This window comes from Methylobacterium sp. C1 (assembly GCF_001854385.1).
GTDB classification, from domain to species: domain Bacteria; phylum Pseudomonadota; class Alphaproteobacteria; order Rhizobiales; family Beijerinckiaceae; genus Methylobacterium; species Methylobacterium radiotolerans.
In genome coordinates, this window is the sequence record NZ_CP017640.1 from 817,254 (window position 1) to 836,282 (window position 19,029).

At 70.0% G+C, this 19,029-nt stretch carries 18 protein-coding genes and 1 riboswitch; of the genes, 9 read left to right on the plus strand and 9 right to left on the minus strand.

The window, feature by feature from the left end:
* Window positions 1–48: 48 nt before the first annotated feature.
* On the plus strand, window positions 49–483 hold the full coding sequence (locus tag BKE41_RS03760) for a pseudoazurin (protein WP_024831066.1): 435 nt from the start codon (window positions 49–51) through the stop codon (window positions 481–483).
* A gap of 38 nt (window positions 484–521) precedes the next feature.
* Here the strand turns inward: BKE41_RS03760 and BKE41_RS03765 are convergent, their stop codons facing one another.
* On the minus strand, window positions 522–899 hold the full coding sequence (locus BKE41_RS03765) for a hypothetical protein (protein WP_012317576.1): 378 nt from the start codon (window positions 897–899) through the stop codon (window positions 522–524).
* 205 nt (window positions 900–1,104) lie between these two features.
* Window positions 1,105–2,337 carry a glutamine-hydrolyzing carbamoyl-phosphate synthase small subunit gene (gene carA / locus BKE41_RS03770; RefSeq protein ID WP_012317577.1) on the minus strand — a complete coding sequence of 411 codons (1,233 nt, stop codon included), beginning with the start codon at window positions 2,335–2,337 and terminating at the stop codon, window positions 1,105–1,107.
* Window positions 2,338–2,528: 191 nt separating this feature from the next.
* Between carA and BKE41_RS03775 the strand changes: the two genes are divergently transcribed.
* From BKE41_RS03775 to BKE41_RS03790, 4 genes are all read left to right on the plus strand, one after another.
* Window positions 2,529–2,990: a GatB/YqeY domain-containing protein gene (locus BKE41_RS03775; RefSeq protein ID WP_012317578.1), complete on the plus strand. Its 462-nt coding sequence runs from the start codon at window positions 2,529–2,531 to the stop codon at window positions 2,988–2,990.
* A gap of 114 nt (window positions 2,991–3,104) precedes the next feature.
* On the plus strand, window positions 3,105–4,994 hold the full coding sequence (gene dnaG / locus BKE41_RS03780; RefSeq protein ID WP_024831065.1) for a DNA primase: 1,890 nt from the start codon (window positions 3,105–3,107) through the stop codon (window positions 4,992–4,994).
* Between the two features lie 198 nt (window positions 4,995–5,192).
* The gene (gene rpoD / locus BKE41_RS03785; protein WP_012317580.1) at window positions 5,193–7,172 is read left to right on the plus strand and encodes an RNA polymerase sigma factor RpoD; all 1,980 of its coding nucleotides are present in this window, start codon (window positions 5,193–5,195) and stop codon (window positions 7,170–7,172) included.
* A 76-nt stretch (window positions 7,173–7,248) separates the two neighbouring features.
* Window positions 7,249–8,508: an adenylate/guanylate cyclase domain-containing protein gene (locus BKE41_RS03790; protein WP_071000627.1), complete on the plus strand. Its 1,260-nt coding sequence runs from the start codon at window positions 7,249–7,251 to the stop codon at window positions 8,506–8,508.
* A gap of 96 nt (window positions 8,509–8,604) precedes the next feature.
* Here BKE41_RS03790 and BKE41_RS03795 read toward each other — a convergent pair whose 3' ends face one another.
* Together BKE41_RS03795 and BKE41_RS03800 are read right to left on the minus strand one after the other, a co-directional pair.
* Window positions 8,605–9,726 carry a glycosyltransferase gene (locus BKE41_RS03795; RefSeq protein WP_106427808.1) on the minus strand — a complete coding sequence of 374 codons (1,122 nt, stop codon included), beginning with the start codon at window positions 9,724–9,726 and terminating at the stop codon, window positions 8,605–8,607.
* A gap of 385 nt (window positions 9,727–10,111) precedes the next feature.
* A complete protein-coding gene (locus tag BKE41_RS03800) occupies window positions 10,112–10,627 on the minus strand; it encodes a TIGR02281 family clan AA aspartic protease (RefSeq protein ID WP_076729403.1) in 516 nt (171 codons plus the stop codon).
* Between the two features lie 233 nt (window positions 10,628–10,860).
* Window positions 10,861–10,989: riboswitch (TPP riboswitch) on the plus strand.
* Window positions 10,990–11,053: 64 nt separating this feature from the next.
* On the opposite strand from BKE41_RS03800, the gene thiO reads away from it, so the two are divergent.
* From thiO to BKE41_RS03820, 4 genes are read left to right on the plus strand one after another with little or no spacing between them, the layout of a single operon-like run.
* The gene (gene thiO / locus BKE41_RS03805; RefSeq protein ID WP_053620249.1) at window positions 11,054–12,277 is read left to right on the plus strand and encodes a glycine oxidase ThiO; all 1,224 of its coding nucleotides are present in this window, start codon (window positions 11,054–11,056) and stop codon (window positions 12,275–12,277) included.
* Window positions 12,274–12,486: a sulfur carrier protein ThiS gene (gene thiS / locus BKE41_RS03810; protein WP_012317585.1), complete on the plus strand. Its 213-nt coding sequence runs from the start codon at window positions 12,274–12,276 to the stop codon at window positions 12,484–12,486. The genes thiO and thiS overlap by 4 nt, the downstream gene beginning before the upstream one ends.
* Before the next feature lie 2 nt (window positions 12,487–12,488).
* Window positions 12,489–13,292: a thiazole synthase gene (locus BKE41_RS03815; RefSeq protein WP_024831061.1), complete on the plus strand. Its 804-nt coding sequence runs from the start codon at window positions 12,489–12,491 to the stop codon at window positions 13,290–13,292.
* A complete protein-coding gene (locus BKE41_RS03820; protein ID WP_070998554.1) occupies window positions 13,289–13,945 on the plus strand; it encodes a thiamine phosphate synthase in 657 nt (218 codons plus the stop codon). Before BKE41_RS03815 ends, BKE41_RS03820 begins: the two co-directional genes overlap by 4 nt.
* A 136-nt stretch (window positions 13,946–14,081) precedes the next feature.
* On the opposite strand, the gene BKE41_RS03825 is transcribed toward BKE41_RS03820, so the two are convergent.
* The 5 genes from BKE41_RS03825 to radC all read right to left on the minus strand — a co-directional run bounded on the left by BKE41_RS03825 (window position 14,082) and on the right by radC (window position 19,023).
* Complete coding sequence (locus BKE41_RS03825; protein WP_012317588.1) at window positions 14,082–14,834, minus strand: peptidase; 753 nt, start codon at window positions 14,832–14,834, stop codon at window positions 14,082–14,084.
* Between the two features lie 44 nt (window positions 14,835–14,878).
* Window positions 14,879–15,706 carry a transglutaminase family protein gene (locus BKE41_RS03830; RefSeq protein ID WP_012317589.1) on the minus strand — a complete coding sequence of 276 codons (828 nt, stop codon included), beginning with the start codon at window positions 15,704–15,706 and terminating at the stop codon, window positions 14,879–14,881.
* A 21-nt stretch (window positions 15,707–15,727) separates the two neighbouring features.
* Window positions 15,728–16,675 carry an alpha-E domain-containing protein gene (locus BKE41_RS03835; RefSeq protein ID WP_012317590.1) on the minus strand — a complete coding sequence of 316 codons (948 nt, stop codon included), beginning with the start codon at window positions 16,673–16,675 and terminating at the stop codon, window positions 15,728–15,730.
* Window positions 16,676–16,740: 65 nt separating this feature from the next.
* Complete coding sequence (locus tag BKE41_RS03840; protein WP_024831059.1) at window positions 16,741–18,180, minus strand: circularly permuted type 2 ATP-grasp protein; 1,440 nt, start codon at window positions 18,178–18,180, stop codon at window positions 16,741–16,743.
* Window positions 18,181–18,276: 96 nt separating this feature from the next.
* Window positions 18,277–19,023, minus strand: a complete 747-nt coding sequence (gene radC, locus BKE41_RS03845) for a DNA repair protein RadC (protein ID WP_012317592.1) — start codon at window positions 19,021–19,023, stop codon at window positions 18,277–18,279.
* Window positions 19,024–19,029: the final 6 nt, after the last annotated feature.

Consider the following 19,029-nt stretch of genomic DNA (forward strand, 5'->3'; position numbering starts at 1 on the left):
CCGACCGGCCATCCCGCCGATCGATATCGTAATTATTCGAGATAGAAGATGATCAGCCGAACCCCCTTGTCCGCGATGCTTCTGATCGGCACGATCGTGAGCGCGAACGCTTCGGAAGTTGCCATCAAGACCCTGAACAGCGGCCCGGGCGGGATGATGGTCTTCGACCCGGCCTTCGTGAAAATCCAGCCCGGCGACACGGTCCGGTTCGTGCCGACCGACAAGGGCCACAATGCCGAACTGATCAAGGGCATGGCGCCCGACGGCGCGGCGCCGTTCAAGACGGTGGTCGGCAAGGAGGAGACCGTGGCCTTCGAGAAGCCCGGCCTCTACGGCATCAAGTGCTCGCCGCACTACATCATGGGGATGGTCGGCCTCGTCCAGGTCGGCGACAGACCCGACAATCTGGAGGCGGCCAAGGCGGTGCCGCAGAACAAGCTGGCCGCCAAGCGGTTCGAGCCGCTATTCGAGAAGATCCAGTAGGTCGGCCGTCGGGGCGGCGCGAACCGCCCCGTCCCGCCTCAGAATCCGGCGTGGAGCGCCGCGACCGCCCGGTCGATCGAGAGGTAGAACACACCGAAGGCCACCACGGCGGCGGCGGCAAACTCGACGGCGACGTTCGAGAGCGTCTGCGCGCGGCGCAGGGCCTCGCGGCCGAAATAGACCGAGACCCAGGCGAGGGCGAGGACGGCGGGCATGGCGAACAGGTAGGACACCGTGCTCTCGACGCGGTCGAAGCCGCCGGTCGGATCGATCAGGGCCCGGATGTTGCGCACCCACGGAGCGTAGAAGGCGGCGTAGAGGGCGGTCAGCCAGGACAGGCCCACGGCGACGCCGAGATGGAAGGTGAAGCTGCGGTGCAGGCGGGAGAAATCGTCGCGCGCCTCGTCGATGGTCATCCGGCAATCCCCTGCAACGGACCGCCGTCGCCGGGCGCGGATGCGCCGCCGTTCAGGGACCGTCGTGGGCTCTCTTAAGCCGTCCGATCTGGCGGATTTTATGGCCCCGCCGCGGCCCGATTGGGATCGCGGCGCCGGCTTATCTGTCCCCGGCCGTCACCGCGCTGCGGAGCGATGACGGCGGGCCGATGCCGGCGCCCGGGTCTCAGGCGCCCTTCGCGGTCTCCGGCGCGCCGGAGCGCATCAGCGTCACGAAGCGCTCGAACAGGTAGTGGCTGTCGCGCGGGCCGGGTGAGGCCTCCGGGTGGTGCTGCACCGAGAAGGCCGGGCGGTCGGTGAGGGTCAGGCCGCAATTCGAGCCGTCGAACAGCGACACGTGCGTCTCCACCGCCGTCTCCGGGAGGCTGCCCGGGTCCACCGCGAAGCCGTGGTTCATCGACACGATCTCGACCTTCCCGGTGGTCTTGTCCTTCACCGGGTGGTTCGCGCCGTGATGGCCCTGGCCCATCTTCACGGTCCGGCCGCCGAGGGCCAGACCCATGAGCTGGTGGCCGAGGCAGATGCCGAAGGTCGGCACCTTCTCGTCCAGCAGCTTGCGAATCACCGGGACCGCGTAGGCGCCGGTGGCGGCCGGGTCGCCGGGACCGTTGGACAGGAACACGCCGTCCGGCTTCAGCGCCAGGATCTCGTCGGCCGTCGTGGTGGCCGGCACCACGGTGACGTCGCAGCCGGCCTGGGCGAGGAGGCGCAGGATGTTGCGCTTCACGCCGTAGTCGATGGCCACGACCTTGAGGCCCTCGCCGGGTGCGCGCTTGCCGTAACCGTTGCCGAGTGCCCAGACGGTCTCGGACCACTCCGACGACGCGCGGCTGGTCACCGGCGGCACGAGGTCGAGCCCCTCCATGGGCGCGAGGGCCGCCGCGCGGGCCTTGAGGGCCTCGCGGTCGAACTTGCCTTCGGGATCGTTGGCGATCACCGCGTTCGGCATGCCCTGGTCGCGGATGCGGGCCGTGAGTGCCCGGGTGTCGACCCCCGTGATGCCGACGATGCCGCGGGCCCTGAGCCACCCGTCGAGATGCGACGAGGATCGCCAGTTCGACGGGTTCGTCACCGCCGAGGCGACGACGGTGCCGCGGACGCCCGAGGCCGGCGCCGCCTCGAGGCTCTCGAGGTCCTCGTCGTTGGTGCCGACATTGCCGATATGCGGGAAGGTGAAGGTGACGATCTGACCGGCATAGGACGGGTCCGTCAGGATCTCCTGGTAGCCGGTCATCGCGGTGTTGAAGCAGACCTCCCCGTCGGCCACGCCGGTCTGGCCGATGCCGAAGCCCTCCAGGATGGTGCCGTCGGCCAGCACCAGCAGAGCCGTCGCGACGGGCTCGGCCCAGGGCTCGGGAGCCTGAGGCTCGGGGGCATGCGCGGCGGCGTCTTGCAGCATGGGCTGAGTCTCGCTTATGTCCGGCCGAAGGCGGGCGCCGGGTTTCGGCGCTCTCGGCTTGCGGCATGATCGTGTGCGGCGCTCTTAGCGAGCGGCCCGCGATGGGGTCAATGTGGCTCCGCCTCCCGCAGGGCTCAACACCCGCAAACCGCAGGCCAGCCCCCCGCTTCGATCGTTGGAAGGTCACCGAGATGCTGCGCGCGCGTTTCACCACCGAGATGAAGGAGGCCATGAAGGCCGGCGACAAGGACAGGCTCGCCACGATCCGGATGATCCAGGCCGCCCTCAAGGACCGGGACATCGAGGCTCGCGGCAACGGCAAGGAGCCGATCTCCGACGAGGAGATCCTGTCGCTTCTCCAGAAGATGGTTAAGCAGCGCACTGAATCGGCCTCGGTCTACGAGCAGGGCGGTCGCCCGGAACTCGCCGCCAACGAGCGCGCCGAGATCGCCATCATCGAGAGCTTCCTGCCGAAGCAGATGGACGAGACCGAGATGAAGGCGGCGGTCGAGGCGGCGATCCTCGAGACCGGCGCGGCCGGGCCGAAGGACATGGGCAAGGTGATCGCCGCCCTGAAGGGCACGTTCGCGGGCCGCATGGATTTCGGCAAGGCGAGCGGGCTCGTGAAGGCGGCGCTGGCGGCGAAGGGCTGACCCTCTAGGGCCGAGCCTCTCCCCGCAATCCTCCGCCGAGTTCCGGGGATGTGAGGGACTCGGTCACGCCTCTCGCGCTATAGGAGCGGGTTCACGCAACCCGTCCCAGGCCCCGTGCGCTATCCGCCCCACATCCTGGAAGAGATCCGCTCCCGGCTGCCGGCCTCGTCGGTGGTCGGCCGCCGCGTGCAGTTGAAGAAGGCCGGCCGCGAGTGGCGCGGCCTTTCGCCGTTCAACGCCGAGAAGACGCCGTCCTTCTACGTGAACGACCAGAAGCAGTTCTACCACTGCTTCTCGTCCTCGAAGCACGGCGACATCTTCACCTTCCTCATGGAGACGGAAGGCCTCAGCTTCCCCGAGGCGGTCGAGCGGCTGGCGGGCGAGGCCGGCGTCAGCCTGCCGGCGCCCACCGAGGACAACCGCGCCAGCGAGCAGAAGCGCGCCGGGGCGATCGAGGTCATGGAGATGGCCGCCCGCTGGTTCGAGGAGCGCCTGCGGTCGGGCCAGGGCAGCGAGGCCCGTGCCTACCTCGAGCGCCGCGGATTGCGGGACGAGACTCAGCGGGCCTTCCGCCTCGGCTACGCTCCGAACGACCGCTACGCCCTGCGCGACCACCTCGCCGGGCAGGGCGTCGAGAAGGCGCTGATGGTCGAACTCGGCCTGCTCGCGGCCGGGGAGGGCGTCTCGGTCCCCTACGACTATTTCCGCGACCGGGTGATGTTCCCGATCACCGACACCCGCGGCCGGGTCGTGGCCTTCGGTGGTCGGGCGCTCGCCAAGGAGGTGCGCGCCAAGTACCTCAACTCGCCGGAGACGCCGCTCTTCCACAAGGGCCGGACGCTCTACAACCTGCACGGCGCCCGCAAGGCCGCCCACGAGCGCGGATCGATCATCGCGGTCGAGGGCTACGTCGACGTCATCGCCATGACGCTCGCCGGCCACCCCGAGACGGTGGCGCCGCTGGGCACCGCCCTGACGGAGGACCAGCTCGCCCTGCTCTGGCGCCACGCCGACGAGCCGATTCTCTGCTTCGACGGCGACAAGGCCGGCCAACGGGCGGCCTACCGGGCCCTCGACATCGCGCTGCCGCTCCTCGAACCCGGCCGCTCGCTGCGGATCGCGCTGCTGCCGGGCGGCCAGGACCCGGACGACCTGCTGCGCTCGGGCGGCCCGACGGCCATCGACCAGGTGCTGACGGCGGCGCTCCCCCTGTCGGAACTGCTGTGGCGGCGCGCCCTCGAGGCGGGACCGGTCGACACGCCGGAGCGCCGCGCCGGCCTGACGCAGACCCTGCGCACCACCGTCGCGACGATTCGCGACGAGACCGTGCGGCGCTACTACCGCGACGATATCGAGGAGCGCCTGCGCGGCCTGTCGCCCCGCGGCAACCGCGCCGCCGGCGCGGCCCCGCGCGGGCGGCAGCGCTTCACCCGCCCCGGCGAGCCCGTCTCGCCGCGCATCACCGGGAGTCCGAGCCCCTCGGTCACGGCCTCGGCGGGCTTCACGGGCGCCGCTTCGGTCCGCGAGGCGGTCATCGTCGGTACCCTGCTGGCCCATCCCGAGATGATGGCGGAGTTCGGCGAGGAGGCGGCCGAACTCGACTTCGAGGATCCGGACGCGCGGGCGCTGCTGTCGGTCCTGCTGGCCTGCGCGGCCGAGGACGAGCACGCGGCGCCCGAGGTGTTGCAGAACCGCATCAATCGCGCCGGACTCACAGGGGCGGCCGACCGAATCCTCGCCTTGGCCCGCTCGCGGGACCGCACGACCCTGGCTCCGCACGCCGATCCGGCCCACCGCGCAGACGCGCTCCGACAGGCGATGATCTTGCACCGGCAGGCAGGAGCGCTACATAGCGAACTTCGCGAAGCACGGCAGGCGTTTGAGGACGATCCGACCGATGCCGGGTGGGCATGGCTCTGCGAAGTGAAGGCGAGGCTGGAGACCGTCATCGCCGCCGAGGCGGAGGCCGATACACCGGTGTCGAGCGACTCGACGGCCGTGTAATGCCTGTGTCATGGCGGTGGCGGGGGACCCGGTCCCGCCATAGTTAACAATCGGTCAAGCCTCGGGCTTGCATACGGAAACCGACGACTCACGGCGACTGGAGCGATCCGGCGCCGACCTCATACAGCGGCGCCGACGGCGTGGACCGGCCTCATCAGGGCCTCCGCAACGCGCCGCGTGCGAAACAATAGGCTGATCATGGCGACGAAGGCAACGGAACGGGACGAGACGGACGCTGCCCCCGAGCAGCAGACCGACGGGCCGCTCCTCGACCTGACGGATGCTTCGGTCAAGCGGATGGTCAAGCTCGCCAAGAAGCGCGGCTACGTGACCTACGAGGAGGTCAACGAGGTTCTGCCCGAGGGCCAGTCCGATCCGGACCAGCTCGAGGACGTGCTGTCGCAGCTCTCCGAGATGGGCATCAACGTCGTCGAGGCCGAGGAGACCGACGAGGCCGCCGGCGAGAAGGCCGCGGACGGCGAGGAGGAGGAGGCGGAGGGCGGCGAGGTCGCCGAGGTCGCTCCGGCGCGCGCCGTCGCGGTCGCCACGACCACCAAGGAGCCGACCGACCGCACCGACGATCCGGTGCGCATGTACCTGCGCGAGATGGGTTCGGTGGAGCTCCTGTCCCGCGAGGGCGAGATCGCGATCGCCAAGCGCATCGAGGCCGGCCGCGAGGCGATGATCGCGGGTCTCTGCGAGAGCCCGCTGACCTTCCAGGCGATCATCATCTGGCGGGACGAGCTCGTGGAGGGCAAGGTCCTCCTGCGCGACATCATCGACCTCGAGGCGACCTACGCGGGCCCGGACGGCAAGAACGCGCCGCAGCTCGCCGAGGGCGAGGAATCCGAGGACGGCGAGCCGCCGGCGCCCCCGGAGGGCGGCGACGACGAGGACGACCTCGAGAACAACGTCTCGCTCGCCGCGATGGAGGCGGAGATCAAGCCGCGGGTCCTCGAGACCTTCGACGCGATCGCCGCGAACTACCGCAAGCTGCGCAAGTTCCAGATCGAGGGCACCGAGCGCAAGGCCGCCGGCGAGCAGAACACGCCCGCTCAGGACCAGAAGCAGGCCGAGCTGAAGGACATCGTCGTCGCCGACGTGAAGTCCCTCTCGCTGAACAACAACCGCATCGAGGCGCTGGTCGGCCAGCTCTACTCGATCAACAAGCAGCTGATCGGCCACGAAGGCCGGCTGATGCGCTTCGCCGAGAGCCACGGCGTGGCCCGCGACGAGTTCCTGCGCCACTACCAGGGCTACGAGCTCGACCCGAACTGGATGGAGCGCGTCGGGACGCTGGGCGGCAAGGGTTGGAAGAACCTGGTCGAGCGCGGCTCGAAGCAGGTCGCGGAGCTGCGCGCGCAGATCCTCGACCTCGCCTCCGAGACGGGCCTGGAGATCGGCGAGTACCGCCGCATCGTCAACATGGTTCAGAAGGGCGAGCGCGAGGCCCGGCAGGCGAAGAAGGAGATGATCGAGGCGAACCTGCGCCTCGTGATCTCGATCGCCAAGAAGTACACGAACCGCGGCCTGCAGTTCCTCGACCTGATCCAGGAGGGCAACATCGGCCTGATGAAGGCGGTCGACAAGTTCGAGTACCGGCGCGGCTACAAGTTCTCGACCTACGCCACGTGGTGGATCCGGCAGGCGATCACCCGCTCGATCGCCGACCAAGCGCGCACGATCCGCATCCCGGTGCACATGATCGAGACGATCAACAAGATCGTCCGCACTTCGCGCCAGATGCTGCACGAGATCGGCCGCGAGCCGACCCCGGAGGAGCTGGCCGAGAAGCTGGCCATGCCGCTGGAGAAGGTCCGCAAGGTCCTGAAGATCGCCAAGGAGCCGATCTCCCTCGAGACGCCGATCGGCGACGAGGAGGACAGCCATCTCGGCGACTTCATCGAGGACAAGAACGTCGTCCTGCCGATCGACGCGGCGATCCAGTCGAACCTGCGCGAGACCACGACGCGCGTGCTGGCCTCGCTCACGCCCCGCGAGGAGCGCGTGCTGCGCATGCGCTTCGGCATCGGCATGAACACCGACCACACCCTCGAGGAGGTCGGCCAGCAGTTCTCGGTGACCCGCGAGCGCATCCGCCAGATCGAGGCGAAGGCGCTGCGGAAGCTGAAGCACCCGTCGCGCAGCCGGAAGCTGAGGAGCTTCCTGGACAACTGAGCCTGCGCCGCGGATCGCGCGGCGCTTCCCCGTCGCCCGCGTTGCCCCGGTGCCGCGCGGCATCCAGTCTGGCGCCATGCTCGAACGCCGCCCGCCAACGCCCGGATCCCCGACGGCCTTCGCGGACGGCTCGGAGGCTGACGACGTGCCCTTCGGCGCGCTCCAGCCCTCCGTGGGCATCCGCGACTGGCTGCTCGGCGAGGGCGCGCGGATGCCCAACGCCGAGGAGATGCTGGCCGGGCTCGCCGAGCGCCTGATCGCGATCGGCGTGCCGGTGGACCGGGCCTCCACGGCCATCGACACCCTGCACTCGGAATATGCCGGCGTCGGCCGCATCTGGACCCGGGACGGCGGCACCACCGTGCGGCTGTTCCCGCACGGCGCCCGCTCGACGGACGCCTATCTCAACAGCCCGTTCCACACGGTCCACGAGACCGGCGAGTGGCTGATCCTCGACCTGCCGAAGACCCCGGACGACGCCTACGCGATCGTTCCGGACCTGAAAGCCGGCGGCTACACCCACTACGTGGTGGCGCCCCTGTTCTTCACGAACGGCACGCAGAACGGAATCACCTTCGCCACCCGCGCACCCGAAGGGTTCCGGGACGACGACATCGCGATCCTGCGCTTCGTCATGCCGGCGCTGGCGGCCGTGATGGAGATGCGCGTCCTCAACAAGCAGCTCGACCACGTGCTCCGGCTCTACGTCGGCGACGAGCCGCACCGGGCGATCCTGGCCGGGGACATCCGCCGCGGGCAGGTGACCCGGATCCGCTCGGCGATCCTGTTCGCAGACATGCGCGACTACACCCGCACCACCGCCGACATGACGCCCGAGGAGGCCGTGGGCCTGCTCAACGTGTTCTTCGACTGCCTCGTGCCGCCGATCGAGCGGGAGGGCGGCGAGGTCCTGAAGTATCTCGGCGACGGCCTGCTGGCGATCTTCCGGGAGTCCGGCGACGACCTCGGCGGCGCGGCCAAGGGCGCGCTCACCGCGGCGCAGCACGCCCTGGCGGCCCTCGACGAGGCGAACGCCCTGCACCAGTTCCCGGTGCCGGTGGCCGCGGGCATCGCGCTCCACCACGGCGAGGCCGCCTACGGCAATGTCGGGTCCGGCTCCCGCCTCGACTTCACGGTGATCGGGCGCGACGTGAATCTCGCGAGCCGCATCGCGCAGCTGAACCGCGCCCTCGGCGAGCCGCTGCTGATGTCGAAGCCGTTCGTGGACTTCCTCTGGGGCGACCCGATCCCGCTGGGCGAGCACCGGCTCAACGGCTTCGACGAGCCGATGGCGGTGTTCCGGCCGAAGTTCCTGCGCCCGCGCAGATCCAGCTGACCAGGTCTCCGATCGCGGTCCGGCCCGGTCCCGACGTCGCGCGGCGGCCGCCAACATCCGCTCGCGAGCCCGCAGCGTGCCTGTGCGCCGGCCGCCTCACCACGTCGGCACGAACGGCATCGCGTAGGGGGTGTGCCGGCATCCCCAGACCGGGTCGATCATCTTCGCCATCACGTCCCGTGCCAGGGCGCCGGCGCGTATGGCGACCTCCCTCGGGACGTGGGTCCGTTCGAGGATCTTCAGGCAGGCGTGTCCGCAGGCGCTGTACTGGCCGAGATGGTACGCGTTGAGGGCGAATTCATCGAGCAAGCCGTACTCGTAGACCCACGGATTCAGGGAGATCCCCTCGCTCGGAAGCGCGAGCGCAAGGCCCGCCTCCGCGTATCGATACCCGTCCGCGAACCGCTTCCTGAGCCTGCAGAACCGACTAGCCCCGTGGCGCGCTTCCGCCCGCGCCGGACGGACGGAGGTCGCGCGCTCGTAGAGCTGCAGCACCCTGTCCTCCGGCTCATCGAGGCGCTCCGCGTTCACCGCGGCCATCAGCAGGTTGAAATAGATCTCCTCGTCCCATCCGCCGAGATCGGCGCGCTTCAGGAAGCATGCGAGGGCCTTCCGGTACTCGCCGGCGGCATCGTAGGTGGTCCCGAGGTACATCGTGTAGCGGGCGATCATGAAGGGGTCTGTCTCGACCGCCAGCGCCTTCTCGAGGACGGCGATATCCCGCGCGTCCGCAGTCGTGTCGCGGTGCCGGGCGCCGTCGTCGCCCCGGCGCATCGCGAGGGGGAGGATCGGAGTCTCCGACACGCCGGGGCAGCTGAGGAATTCGTGCAGGACGCCCCGGTAGCGCCAGTTCTCCCGGTTGCTGACGAGCTGGTTGCGCCAGTATCGCGTGTGCTCGTCGATGATCTCGAACCGATAGCCGGGCGCGCGCAGCTTCGGCATCGTGAAGTCCGCGGGGATGATCAGCTCATCGTCAGCGTCGATGATCAGGGTGTACTGCGCATGACGCCGCGCGAGTTTCAGGGCCTCGTTTCGATTGTAGGCGAAATCGACCCACGGTCGCTCGACCAGCGCCCCCGGAATGTCCGCGAGCGCCGCGCGGACGATATCCTGGGTTCCGTCCGTCGACCCGGTATCGACGATGACCCAGTGATCGATGAGCGGTCGAACAGAATCGAGGCACCGACGGATAACGTGGGCCTCGTCCTTCACGATCATGGACAAACAGATCGTCGATCCGCGATTTTTCATCCTGAATCTGCCCCACCGCGCGCTCAGAACTCGCATCCGCGGCCGTCGATGCATCTAGCACCGCCGACATGCATTGACAAATCGATCGAGATTGTAGGTAAAGCTTCGATTAAACGGGTCAATCTTCGAAATAAGTGCGTGCCGGATACGGAATTATAGCGAACTACGGCTCATATATACATGATTCGAGATGACTCGATTTGGTGGAAGCGTGAGACCGGTGCCGGAAACTCCAACGGCTCAGGACGGAGTGCGCGGTCGACCGGCTCCCCTGATCGATCTCGGAAGGCAAGCCGGGCGGCCTTCCAGCCGTCCTGCCGCGGCCCGGAGATCTGCACGCATCGCGCGCGTTTCAGCCCCTGAGCGTCATCGTGCTGCCGGAGACGCCGAAATCGCGCAGGCGCCTCAGGAACGACATGCCCAACAGGCTGGTCGACAGGAGCCCGCGCGGGATCACGACCGCGTCGACGTCCCGCACCGTTATCGATCCGATCTGCACGATCGCGATCCGGATCGGCGCGACGCGGACCGTCCCGTTGGCGGTATTCCAGACGCGCGTGAAATCGGACGGTCCGACCTGGATCCCGATCCGCGCGGCGTCCTCCTCCGAGAACGCGCAGGCGCTCGCCCCCGTATCCACCATCATCGGTAGCGAACGGCCGTCCACGAGGGCGTTGACGAAGAAGTGGCCGTTGCGGCCGGCCTGGAGGGCTACGCCGGCGACGGCAGCGCCCGCGAGATCCGGTTCCGGCGCCGGCGCCGGCGCGATGGCGAGTGCTACCGGCACCGACCGCGCGCCGTCACGCAGCTTCAGAAGTGCCGTGACACCGAGGAAGCCGAGCATGCAGATCAAGAGGATTGTACGCACGCGAATTCGCCCGTGACGTGGAGTGGCGGCGATCCGCGGAGTTCCCGGATCCCGGCGATGAGATGCCAGACCCGTGAAGGGATGGTGCGCGATCGCGAGCGCGGCCGCGACCGGCGGACGGATTCCGCTCCGCTTGGTGTCCAGTCCGTCACCGCGATCGGCCGATTGTCGCGGGAGAGCCGTCCTGGACGCGGCGCGGGGTTGACCGGCACCGGCCGGGAGGCCACATCTGCATCTGTTCCAGGGAGATCCCCGGCAAGGGGCTGAGAAACCGCTGGCACGTCCGTCAGGACCTGCGGCGCGGAAATCCTTCGAACCTGATCCGGCTCATACCGGCGTAGGGATTGGACCGCGGCCGCCCGAAAGGCAGGCCACAGCTTCTCACAGAAGCAGACGGCCCGGTCCCCGCGACGGCAATTCGCGGAGATGCCCGTGCCCCTCGACCGCCCCGCCTCACCGATCGGCCGCCGCCGCAGCCCCGACGGCTGTGTCGCGCCCGAAACCCTTCCGGCGCGGACCGACGTCGCCGTGGTCGGCGCCGGGCTGATCGGGCTGTCGATCGCGTGGCGCCTCGCCCAGGCCGGCAGCGCCGTGACAGTGCTGGAGCGGGACACGATCGGGGCGGGCGCGAGCCTCGCGGCCACCGGCATGCTGGCCCCGGCGGCCGAGCACGAGCCGGGCTCCGACCCGCTGCTCCCGCTCGCCCTGGACTCGCTCCGGCTCTGGCCCGAGTTCCGCGACGCCCTGGAGGCGGAGTCCGGCCGCGCGATCGACTACCGGGCCGACGGCACCCTGGTGCTGGCGGTCGGCCGCGACGAGGTCGAACGGCTGCGCTTCCGCTACGACCTGCAGCGCCGCTCGGGGCTCGAGGCGACCTGGATGCCGGGCAGCGAGGTGCGGCGCCTCGAGCCGGGCCTGCGCCCCTCCGTCACTGCCGGCATCCACTGCCCGCTCGACCATCAGGTCGACCCCCGTCTGGTGATGGACGCCCTCACCGAAGCCTGCCGCCGGGCCGGCGTGATCCTGGTGGAGCGGACCCCCGTCACCGCCCTGGACTGGTCGGGCGGCCGCGTGACCGGGATCCGCGCCGGCGACCGCGTCGTCGCGGCGGAGACCGTCATCCTCGCCTCCGGCGCCTGGAGCGGGGAGGGCGGCCTGCTGCCCGACGCGCTCGCCCTGCCGGTCCGCCCGCTGAAGGGCCAGTCCCTGGCCCTGCGCACGACCGCCCGCACCGGTACCCTGGCGCGGATGGTCTGGACCGAGCAGGTCCACATGGCGCCGAAGAGCGACGGCCAACTCATCGTGGGCGCGACGGTCGAGGATTGCGGCTTCCGGCCCGGCGTCACCGCGGGCGGCCTCTACGCCCTGCTCGAGGGTGCCCGCCGGGTGCTGCCCGGCATCGAGGAGATGGAGGTGGAGGCGGTGTGGAGCGGCTACCGTCCGACCTCCGACGACGACGCGCCGATCCTGGACGCGATCGCCCCGGGCCTCGTCGCCGCCACCGGGCATCACCGCAACGGCTACCTGCTCGCCCCGGTCACCGCCGACGCGGTCGCCGCGCTGGTGCTGCGCGGCGCGCTGCCGGCGGTGGCGCGTCCCTTCACCCGCGCGCGCTTCGGCCAGCCGGAAGCGCTGAGGGCCTCGGCATGAAACTCCTCGTCAACGGCGAGCCGCGCGAGTGCGCGGTCGAGACGGTGGACGCCCTGTTCCGCCTCGAGGCGGAGGAGAGCGGCATCGAGAGCCCGCAGGGCGTCGCCATCGCGCTGAACGGCCGGGTTCTGCGCCGCCGGGACTGGGTCGAGACCCCGGTCTCGGAGGGTGACCGCGTCGAGATCGTCCGCGCCATGCAGGGAGGTTGAGCATGGACCAGAGTCACACGCCACCGCGCCCCGAGGGCGGGGACGACAGCCTGACCATCGCCGGGGTGACGCTGTCGTCCCGGCTGTTCATCGGCACCGCCGGCTACCCGACGCAGGCGATCATGCGCGACGCCGTCGCGGCGAGCGGCGCCGACGTGGTCACGGCCTCGATCCGACGGGTCTCGCTCCAGGGCCACGGCTCGGACACGGTCAAGATCCTGAAGGGCAAGCGCTTCCTGCCGAACACGGCCGGCTGCGAGACCGCCCGGGACGCGATCATGACCGCCGAACTCGCCCGCGAGGCGCTCGACACCAACTGGATCAAGGTCGAGGTGATCGGCGACCGCGAGACGCTCTACCCGGACGTGATGGAGCTGATCGAGGCCTGCCGCCATCTCGTGGACGACGGCTTCGTGGTGCTGCCCTACTGCAACGACGACCCGATCGTGTGCCAGCGCCTGGAGGATCTCGGCTGCGCCGCCGTGATGCCCATGGGCTCGCTGATCGGCTCCGGGATGGGTGTCGCCAACCCGGCCAACCTCGAGCTGATCTGCCGCCGGGCGACGGTGCCGGTGGTGGTCGATGCCGGCATCGGCACCGCCTCGGACGCGGTGATCGCCATGGAGCTCGGCGCCTCCGCCTGCCTGATCAACACCGCCGTCGCCAAAGCCGACGATCCGGTGCGGATGGCCCGCGCCATGGGCCGGGCCGTGGAGGCCGGGCGCGACGCGCACCGCGCCGGGCGGATCCCCCGCCGCGGCCGGGCGGAGCCGTCGAGCCCGCAGCTCGGCCTCGTCGGCTCGTGAGGGGGCTGCCGTCGCCGCTGCTCACGGTGACGGATCGGCACGGGCATCCGCGGCCCCTCGCCGAGACCGTGCAGGCGGTCCTCGACGGCGGCGGGCGCTGGATCTGGTTCCGCGACAAGGACATGGAGCCGGAGGCGCGTCGGCGCCTCGGCGCGGGCGTCGCCGCGCGCGTGCGGGCCCTGGGGGGCTTCCTGACGGTCGGCGGCGACGTCGCGCTGGCGCGGGCGCTGAGGGCCGACGGCGCGCATCTCGGCGGCGGCGCGGGGCCGGAGGCGATCGCCGCGGCGCGGTCGGCGCTCGGTCCGAGCGCGCTGATCGGCGTCTCGGTCCACGCGCCGCGCGAGGCCGCGGCCGCCGCGCAGGCCGGCGCCGATTACGTCACCCTCAGCCCGATCTACGCGACCGCGAGCAAACCCGGCTACGGGCCGGCGCTGGGTCTCGAGGGACTCACGGATAGCGTCGGCGCCGGCCTGCCCGTGGTGGCGCTCGGCGGTCTCGGTCCCGGGGCGGTCGGGCCCTGTCGCGCGGCAGGGGCGGCGGGTTTCGCTATCATGGGCGGCCTGATGCGAGCCGCGGATCCCATCGAAGCGACACGGGCGCTCCTGAAGGTCTGGGGCGCCGCGGAGACGTCGGCGGCTCGGACCGCCACGTAGATCTCCGCCACACCGTGAAAGTCAGCCGCCGGCTCTGCGAGCACAGCGAAGCCATCCGGGGACGCGCGACGTCCGGCGATGCCGCGCGGCCCTCGATCGCCCGCGCCGCGCTAGAACGGCCGATGCTGGGGCAGCACTAGGAGCTGGTAGGCCCGTAGGGCGGCCGCGGGATCGCCCGGTGCGCTGCGCGGAGCGCCGCCGACCAGCGCTCGCGCAGATCGTGGAAATAGCCCTCGCCGGCCTCGATCCGGTGATTCACCTCGAGCGTCAGCGCGTTCCGGCGGGCGACCGCGATGTCGATCGGCAGGCCAACACCGAGGTTCGACCGCATGGTCGAGTCCATCGAGACGAGGCTCACCTTGAGGGCGTCGTAGAGGTCGGTCGTGTACTTCACCGCCCGGTCGAGGATCGGCTTGCCGTACTTGTGCTCACCGATCTGGAGGAACGGCGCGTCAGTGCTGCACTCGATGAAGTTGCCCGCCGAGTAGATCAGGTACAGCCGCATCTCGCCGTCCCCGATCTGGCCGCCGAACAGCAGCGAGATCGAGAAGCGGATGTTGGCCGCCTCGAACCCGTCCTTCTCGATGGCGCGCACCCGCCGGATGGCGCGGCCGATCAGCTGTGCCGCCTGGAACATGGTCGGCGCCTCGACGAGTTTCTGCAGCGGCTCGCCCTCCTCCTCGCCGGGGACACCCTCCTGGAGCAAGCTGAGGACCGACTGGGTGATCGAGAGGTTGCCCGCGGAGGCGAGCATCATCACCCGCTCGCCGGGAACGTTGAAATGGTGGAGCTTGCGGTAGGTCGAGATATCGTCGAGCCCCGCATTGGTGCGGGTATCGGCGACCATGACCAACCCTTCCTCCACCAGGACACCGACGCAGTAGGTCATCGTCTTCGGGCTCTCGTGCGGTCGGCGGACCGGTGTCGGAACGATCAGGATTGAGCGGCGGCCCTGCCTTGCTCGACCCGCAGCTTCACGTCCAGTGTCTCGGTGCCACCGCCGGTGCGGCTGCCGCGAATCGGCGCGGCCCCGAGGTAGTCCAGGCCGGTGGCGACGCGGATGTAATTGTCCGCCGGGCTCACGTCGTAGCACGGGTCGAACGCCACCCAACCGAGATCCGGCACCAGGGCCTCGACCCACCCGTGGGGCGCCTCGACATCCGCCTGCCCGTCGTCCCGGGCCCGGTAGCCGGCGACGTAGCGGGCCGGGACGCCGATGTGACGCGCGGCGGCGATGAAGACGTGCGCGAGGTCCTGACAGACGCCGCTTCCGGCCGCGAACGCCTTGGCGGCCGGCACCGCGTTGCTCGCAGGTCCGGCCTCGTAGGCCACCGCGCCGTGGACTGCCCCCATCAGCCGGTGGAGCAAGCCGAGGACGGCGCCGTCGCCCTCGGCGGCAACGCGCTCCGCGAAGGCGTGCAGCTCCGGGCTGGCGGCACACAGGTCCGTGTCGCGGAGGTAGAACTCGTCCGGCAGGCGCTCCACCGTTCCGCGGACGACGCCGTGCGTGTCGTCGGTATCGACCTCGCCGGTGACCCGGATGGTCAGGGCGTCGGCCGGCTCGTCCGGGGTGAACCAGTGGACGACGTTGCCGAACCCGTCCTCGCGGGCAGTCAGCCGCCCGTCGACAGTGGTATCGATTCGCCACCCGCGGACGTACTGCCCGTCATGATCCCGCGGCGTCAGCCGTAGGACCTGCACGAGCCCGCGGGCCGGCTGCTCGTAGGTGTAGATGGTCTCGTGAACCACGCGGATGCGCATGCGCCGTCCCGTCCGTCTCGTTCAGCCGACCAGATACTGCTTGGCGATCGCCTCGCCCACCCTGTTGTTCTCGGCGATGAACGCCTCGACGAACTCGTGCAGCCCCGTGGCGAAGACCCGGTCGATGTCCTCGCCCTCCAGCTTCGCCAGCATGTTGCCCGCGAGGCGCTGGCTCGGTCCCCGGCGGCCGTAGGCGTCGGCGATCAGGTCGAGATACTCGACGATCACGCCGTAGCAGTTCGCGAAGGAGCGCGGCATCTGCTTGTTGAGCATCAGGAGGTCGGCCACCAGCAGCGGCTTGATGCTCTCCCGGTAGACCCAGTGGTAGGCGTTGAAGGCCGACACTTCGCGCAGGATCGTGGTCCACTGGAAGTAGTCGAGGCTGCCGCCCACCGTCTCGTCGTGCGGCAGCAGGATCTGGTACTTGACGTCGAGGATCCGGGCGGTGTTGTCGGCCCGCTCGATCGCCGTGCCGAGCCGCGTGAACCAAAAGGCGTCGTTGCGCAGCATCGTCCGGAAGGCCGAGCCGTCGAAGGTGAGCGAGACCGTCTTCACCCAGTCGAGGAAGCGGCCGAACTCGTCGCGGTTGAGGTCCTTGCCGGAATAGTTGCGCAGCTCCAGCCACGCGCCGTTGATCGCGTCCCACATCTCGGTGGTCAGCGCGGTGCGCACCGAGCGGGCATTCTCGCGGGCCGCCTCGATGCAGGAGCGGATCGAGGACGGGTTGTGCGGGCTGAAGGCCAGGAAGTCGCAGACCGTGTCGGCGTTGACCGCGCTGTAGTGCGTCTTGAACGCGTCGGGGTCGCCGGCCGAGGCGAGGGCCGATTCCCACTCGTTGCTCCCGCCGCCGCCGTAGCTCGTCGGCAGCGACGCGAAGCGGTGCGCCGCGTCGAGGATGCGGGCGACGAAATCGGCGCGCTCGACGTAGCGCGAGAGCCAGAAGAGGTTGTCGGCAGTCCTGGAGAGCATCGGTCTTCAGCCAAGTCGTGCGGACCACAATGTCCGCGCCTCGGAACGTCGGGACGGCCTGGACCTCAGGCGTCGAGCACCCAGGTGTCCTTCGTGCCACCGCCCTGGCTGGAATTGACCACCAGGGAGCCTTCCTTCAGCGCCACCCGGGTCAGGCCGCCCGGGACGATGCGGATCTTGTCGGCCCCGCACAGCACGAAGGGCCGCAGGTCGACGTGGCGGGGCGCGACGCCCGAGGCCACGAAGGTCGGGCAGGTGGAGAGCGACAGGGTCGGCTGGGCGATGAACCCGTCCGGGGCGTGCTTGAGCTTCTTGGCGAAGTCGTCGAGCTCGCGCTTGCTGGCGTGCGGCCCGACCAGCATCCCGTAGCCGCCCGAGCCGTTGACCTCCTTCACCACCAGGTCGGACAGGTTGTCCATCACGTACGCGAAGGCGTCCTTCTCGCGGCAGCGGTAGGTCGGCACGTTGTGCAGGATCGGCTCCTCGCCGGTGAAGAACTTCACGATCTCGGGCATGTAGCTGTAGACCGCCTTATCGTCCGAGATGCCGGTCCCGACCGCGTTGGCGAGGGTCACCGAGCCGCGCTCGTAGGCGTTCATCAGCCCCGGCACGCCGAGGACCGAATCCGGGCGGAAGACCAGCGGGTCGAGGAAGTCGTCGTCGAGACGGCGGTAGATCACGTCGACCTTCCGCGGCCCCTCGGTGGTGCGCATGTAGACGACGTCGTCCTTGGTGAAGAGGTCGGACGCCTCCACCAGCTCGACGCCGAGCTTGTCGGCCAGGAACGAGTGCTCGTAGAACGCGGAATTGTAGCGCCCGGGGGTCAGGAGCACGACGGTCGGGTCGCGGGTCGCCGAGCCCGGCGCGAGGCTGCGCAGCGTGGCGAGCAGGGCGTCCGGGTAGTTCTCCACCGGCGCGACCCGGTGCTTCGAGAACAGGTCCGGGAACAGGCGCAGCATCACCTCCCGGTTCTCCAGCATGTAGGAGACTCCCGAGGGGATGCGGGCGTTGTCCTCCAGCACGAAGAAGTCGTTCTCGCCGGTCCGGACGATGTCGATGCCCGCGATGTGGACGTAGAGGTCGTGCGGCACGCGGAAGGACCGCATCTCCATGCGGTAATGGGCGTTGCGGTAGACGAGGTCGGCCGGGATGATGCCGGCCTTGATGCATTCCTGGGCGCCGTAGATGTCCTTCAGGAACAGGTTGATGGCCGTGACCCGCTGCGTCAGCCCGCGCTCCAGGAAGGCCCATTCCGGCTTGGTGATCACCCGGGGGATGATGTCGAACGGGATCAGCCGCTCGGTCGATTCGTTGTCGCCGTAGACCGCGAAGGTGATGCCGATCCGGCGGAACAGCAGCTCGGCCTGGCTGCGGCGGGTGTTGAAGTGCTCCGGCGGCGTCGAGTCCAGCCACGCCTTGAGCTGGCCGTAGGCGTCGCGAACGGCGGCCGGATCGGCGGCGCCGGTGCCGAGTCCGTTCATCTCGTCGAAGGCCGTCACCGCCATCTCGCTCCTCCCGTACGCTCCCGCTCTTGAGGCAAGAGGCGCGCCACCCGTTCATGGCTATATCCGCGGGCGATAACGCTCAAGGCGGCCGGAGGATCAGATCAACTTGAGGCCTTTCAGGCTGGCGTGACCGTTTCGGCCGAGGATCACGTGGTCGTGGACGACGATCTTGAGCGGCGCCAGGACCGCCACGATCTCGCGGGTCATCGCCACGTCGGCCGCGGAGGGGGCCGGGTCGCCGGACGGGTGGTTGTGGGCCAGGATGATGGCCGTGGCCGACAGTTCGAGCGCCCGGCGGGCGACTTCGCGCGGATAGACCGGCGTGTGGTCGACGGTGCCGCGTCCCTGCACCTCGTCGGCGATGAGGTGGTTGCGCTTGTCGAGGAACAGGACGCGGAACTCCTCGCGCGGGGCGAACGCCATGGTGGCGCGCAGGTACTCGTGCAGCGCGCTCCACGAGCCCAGGAGCGCGCGCTCCCGGATCGCGCCCCGGGCGAGCCGCCGCGCCGCGGCCTCGATCACCTTGAGGTCGGACGCGACCCCGGCGCTCACGCCCTCCACTTCCATCAGCCGCGCCGGCTCGGCGCTGACCACCTCGGCGAAGCTGCCGAACCGGGCGACCAGCGCCTTGGCGAGGGGCTTGACGTCCCGCCGGGGTATCGCCCGGAACAGGACCAGCTCCAGCAGCTCGTAATCGGGCAGCGCGTCGGCCCCCGCCGTCGCGAACTTCTCCCGCAGGCGGTCGCGATGGCCGTGGTAGTGCGGCGCCTCCTTCTCGACCGGGGACGGGGCGGCGCTGTCGGCGAACAGCCCCGCCTCACCGTCGTCCGGCCGCGGCGACACGGCCGG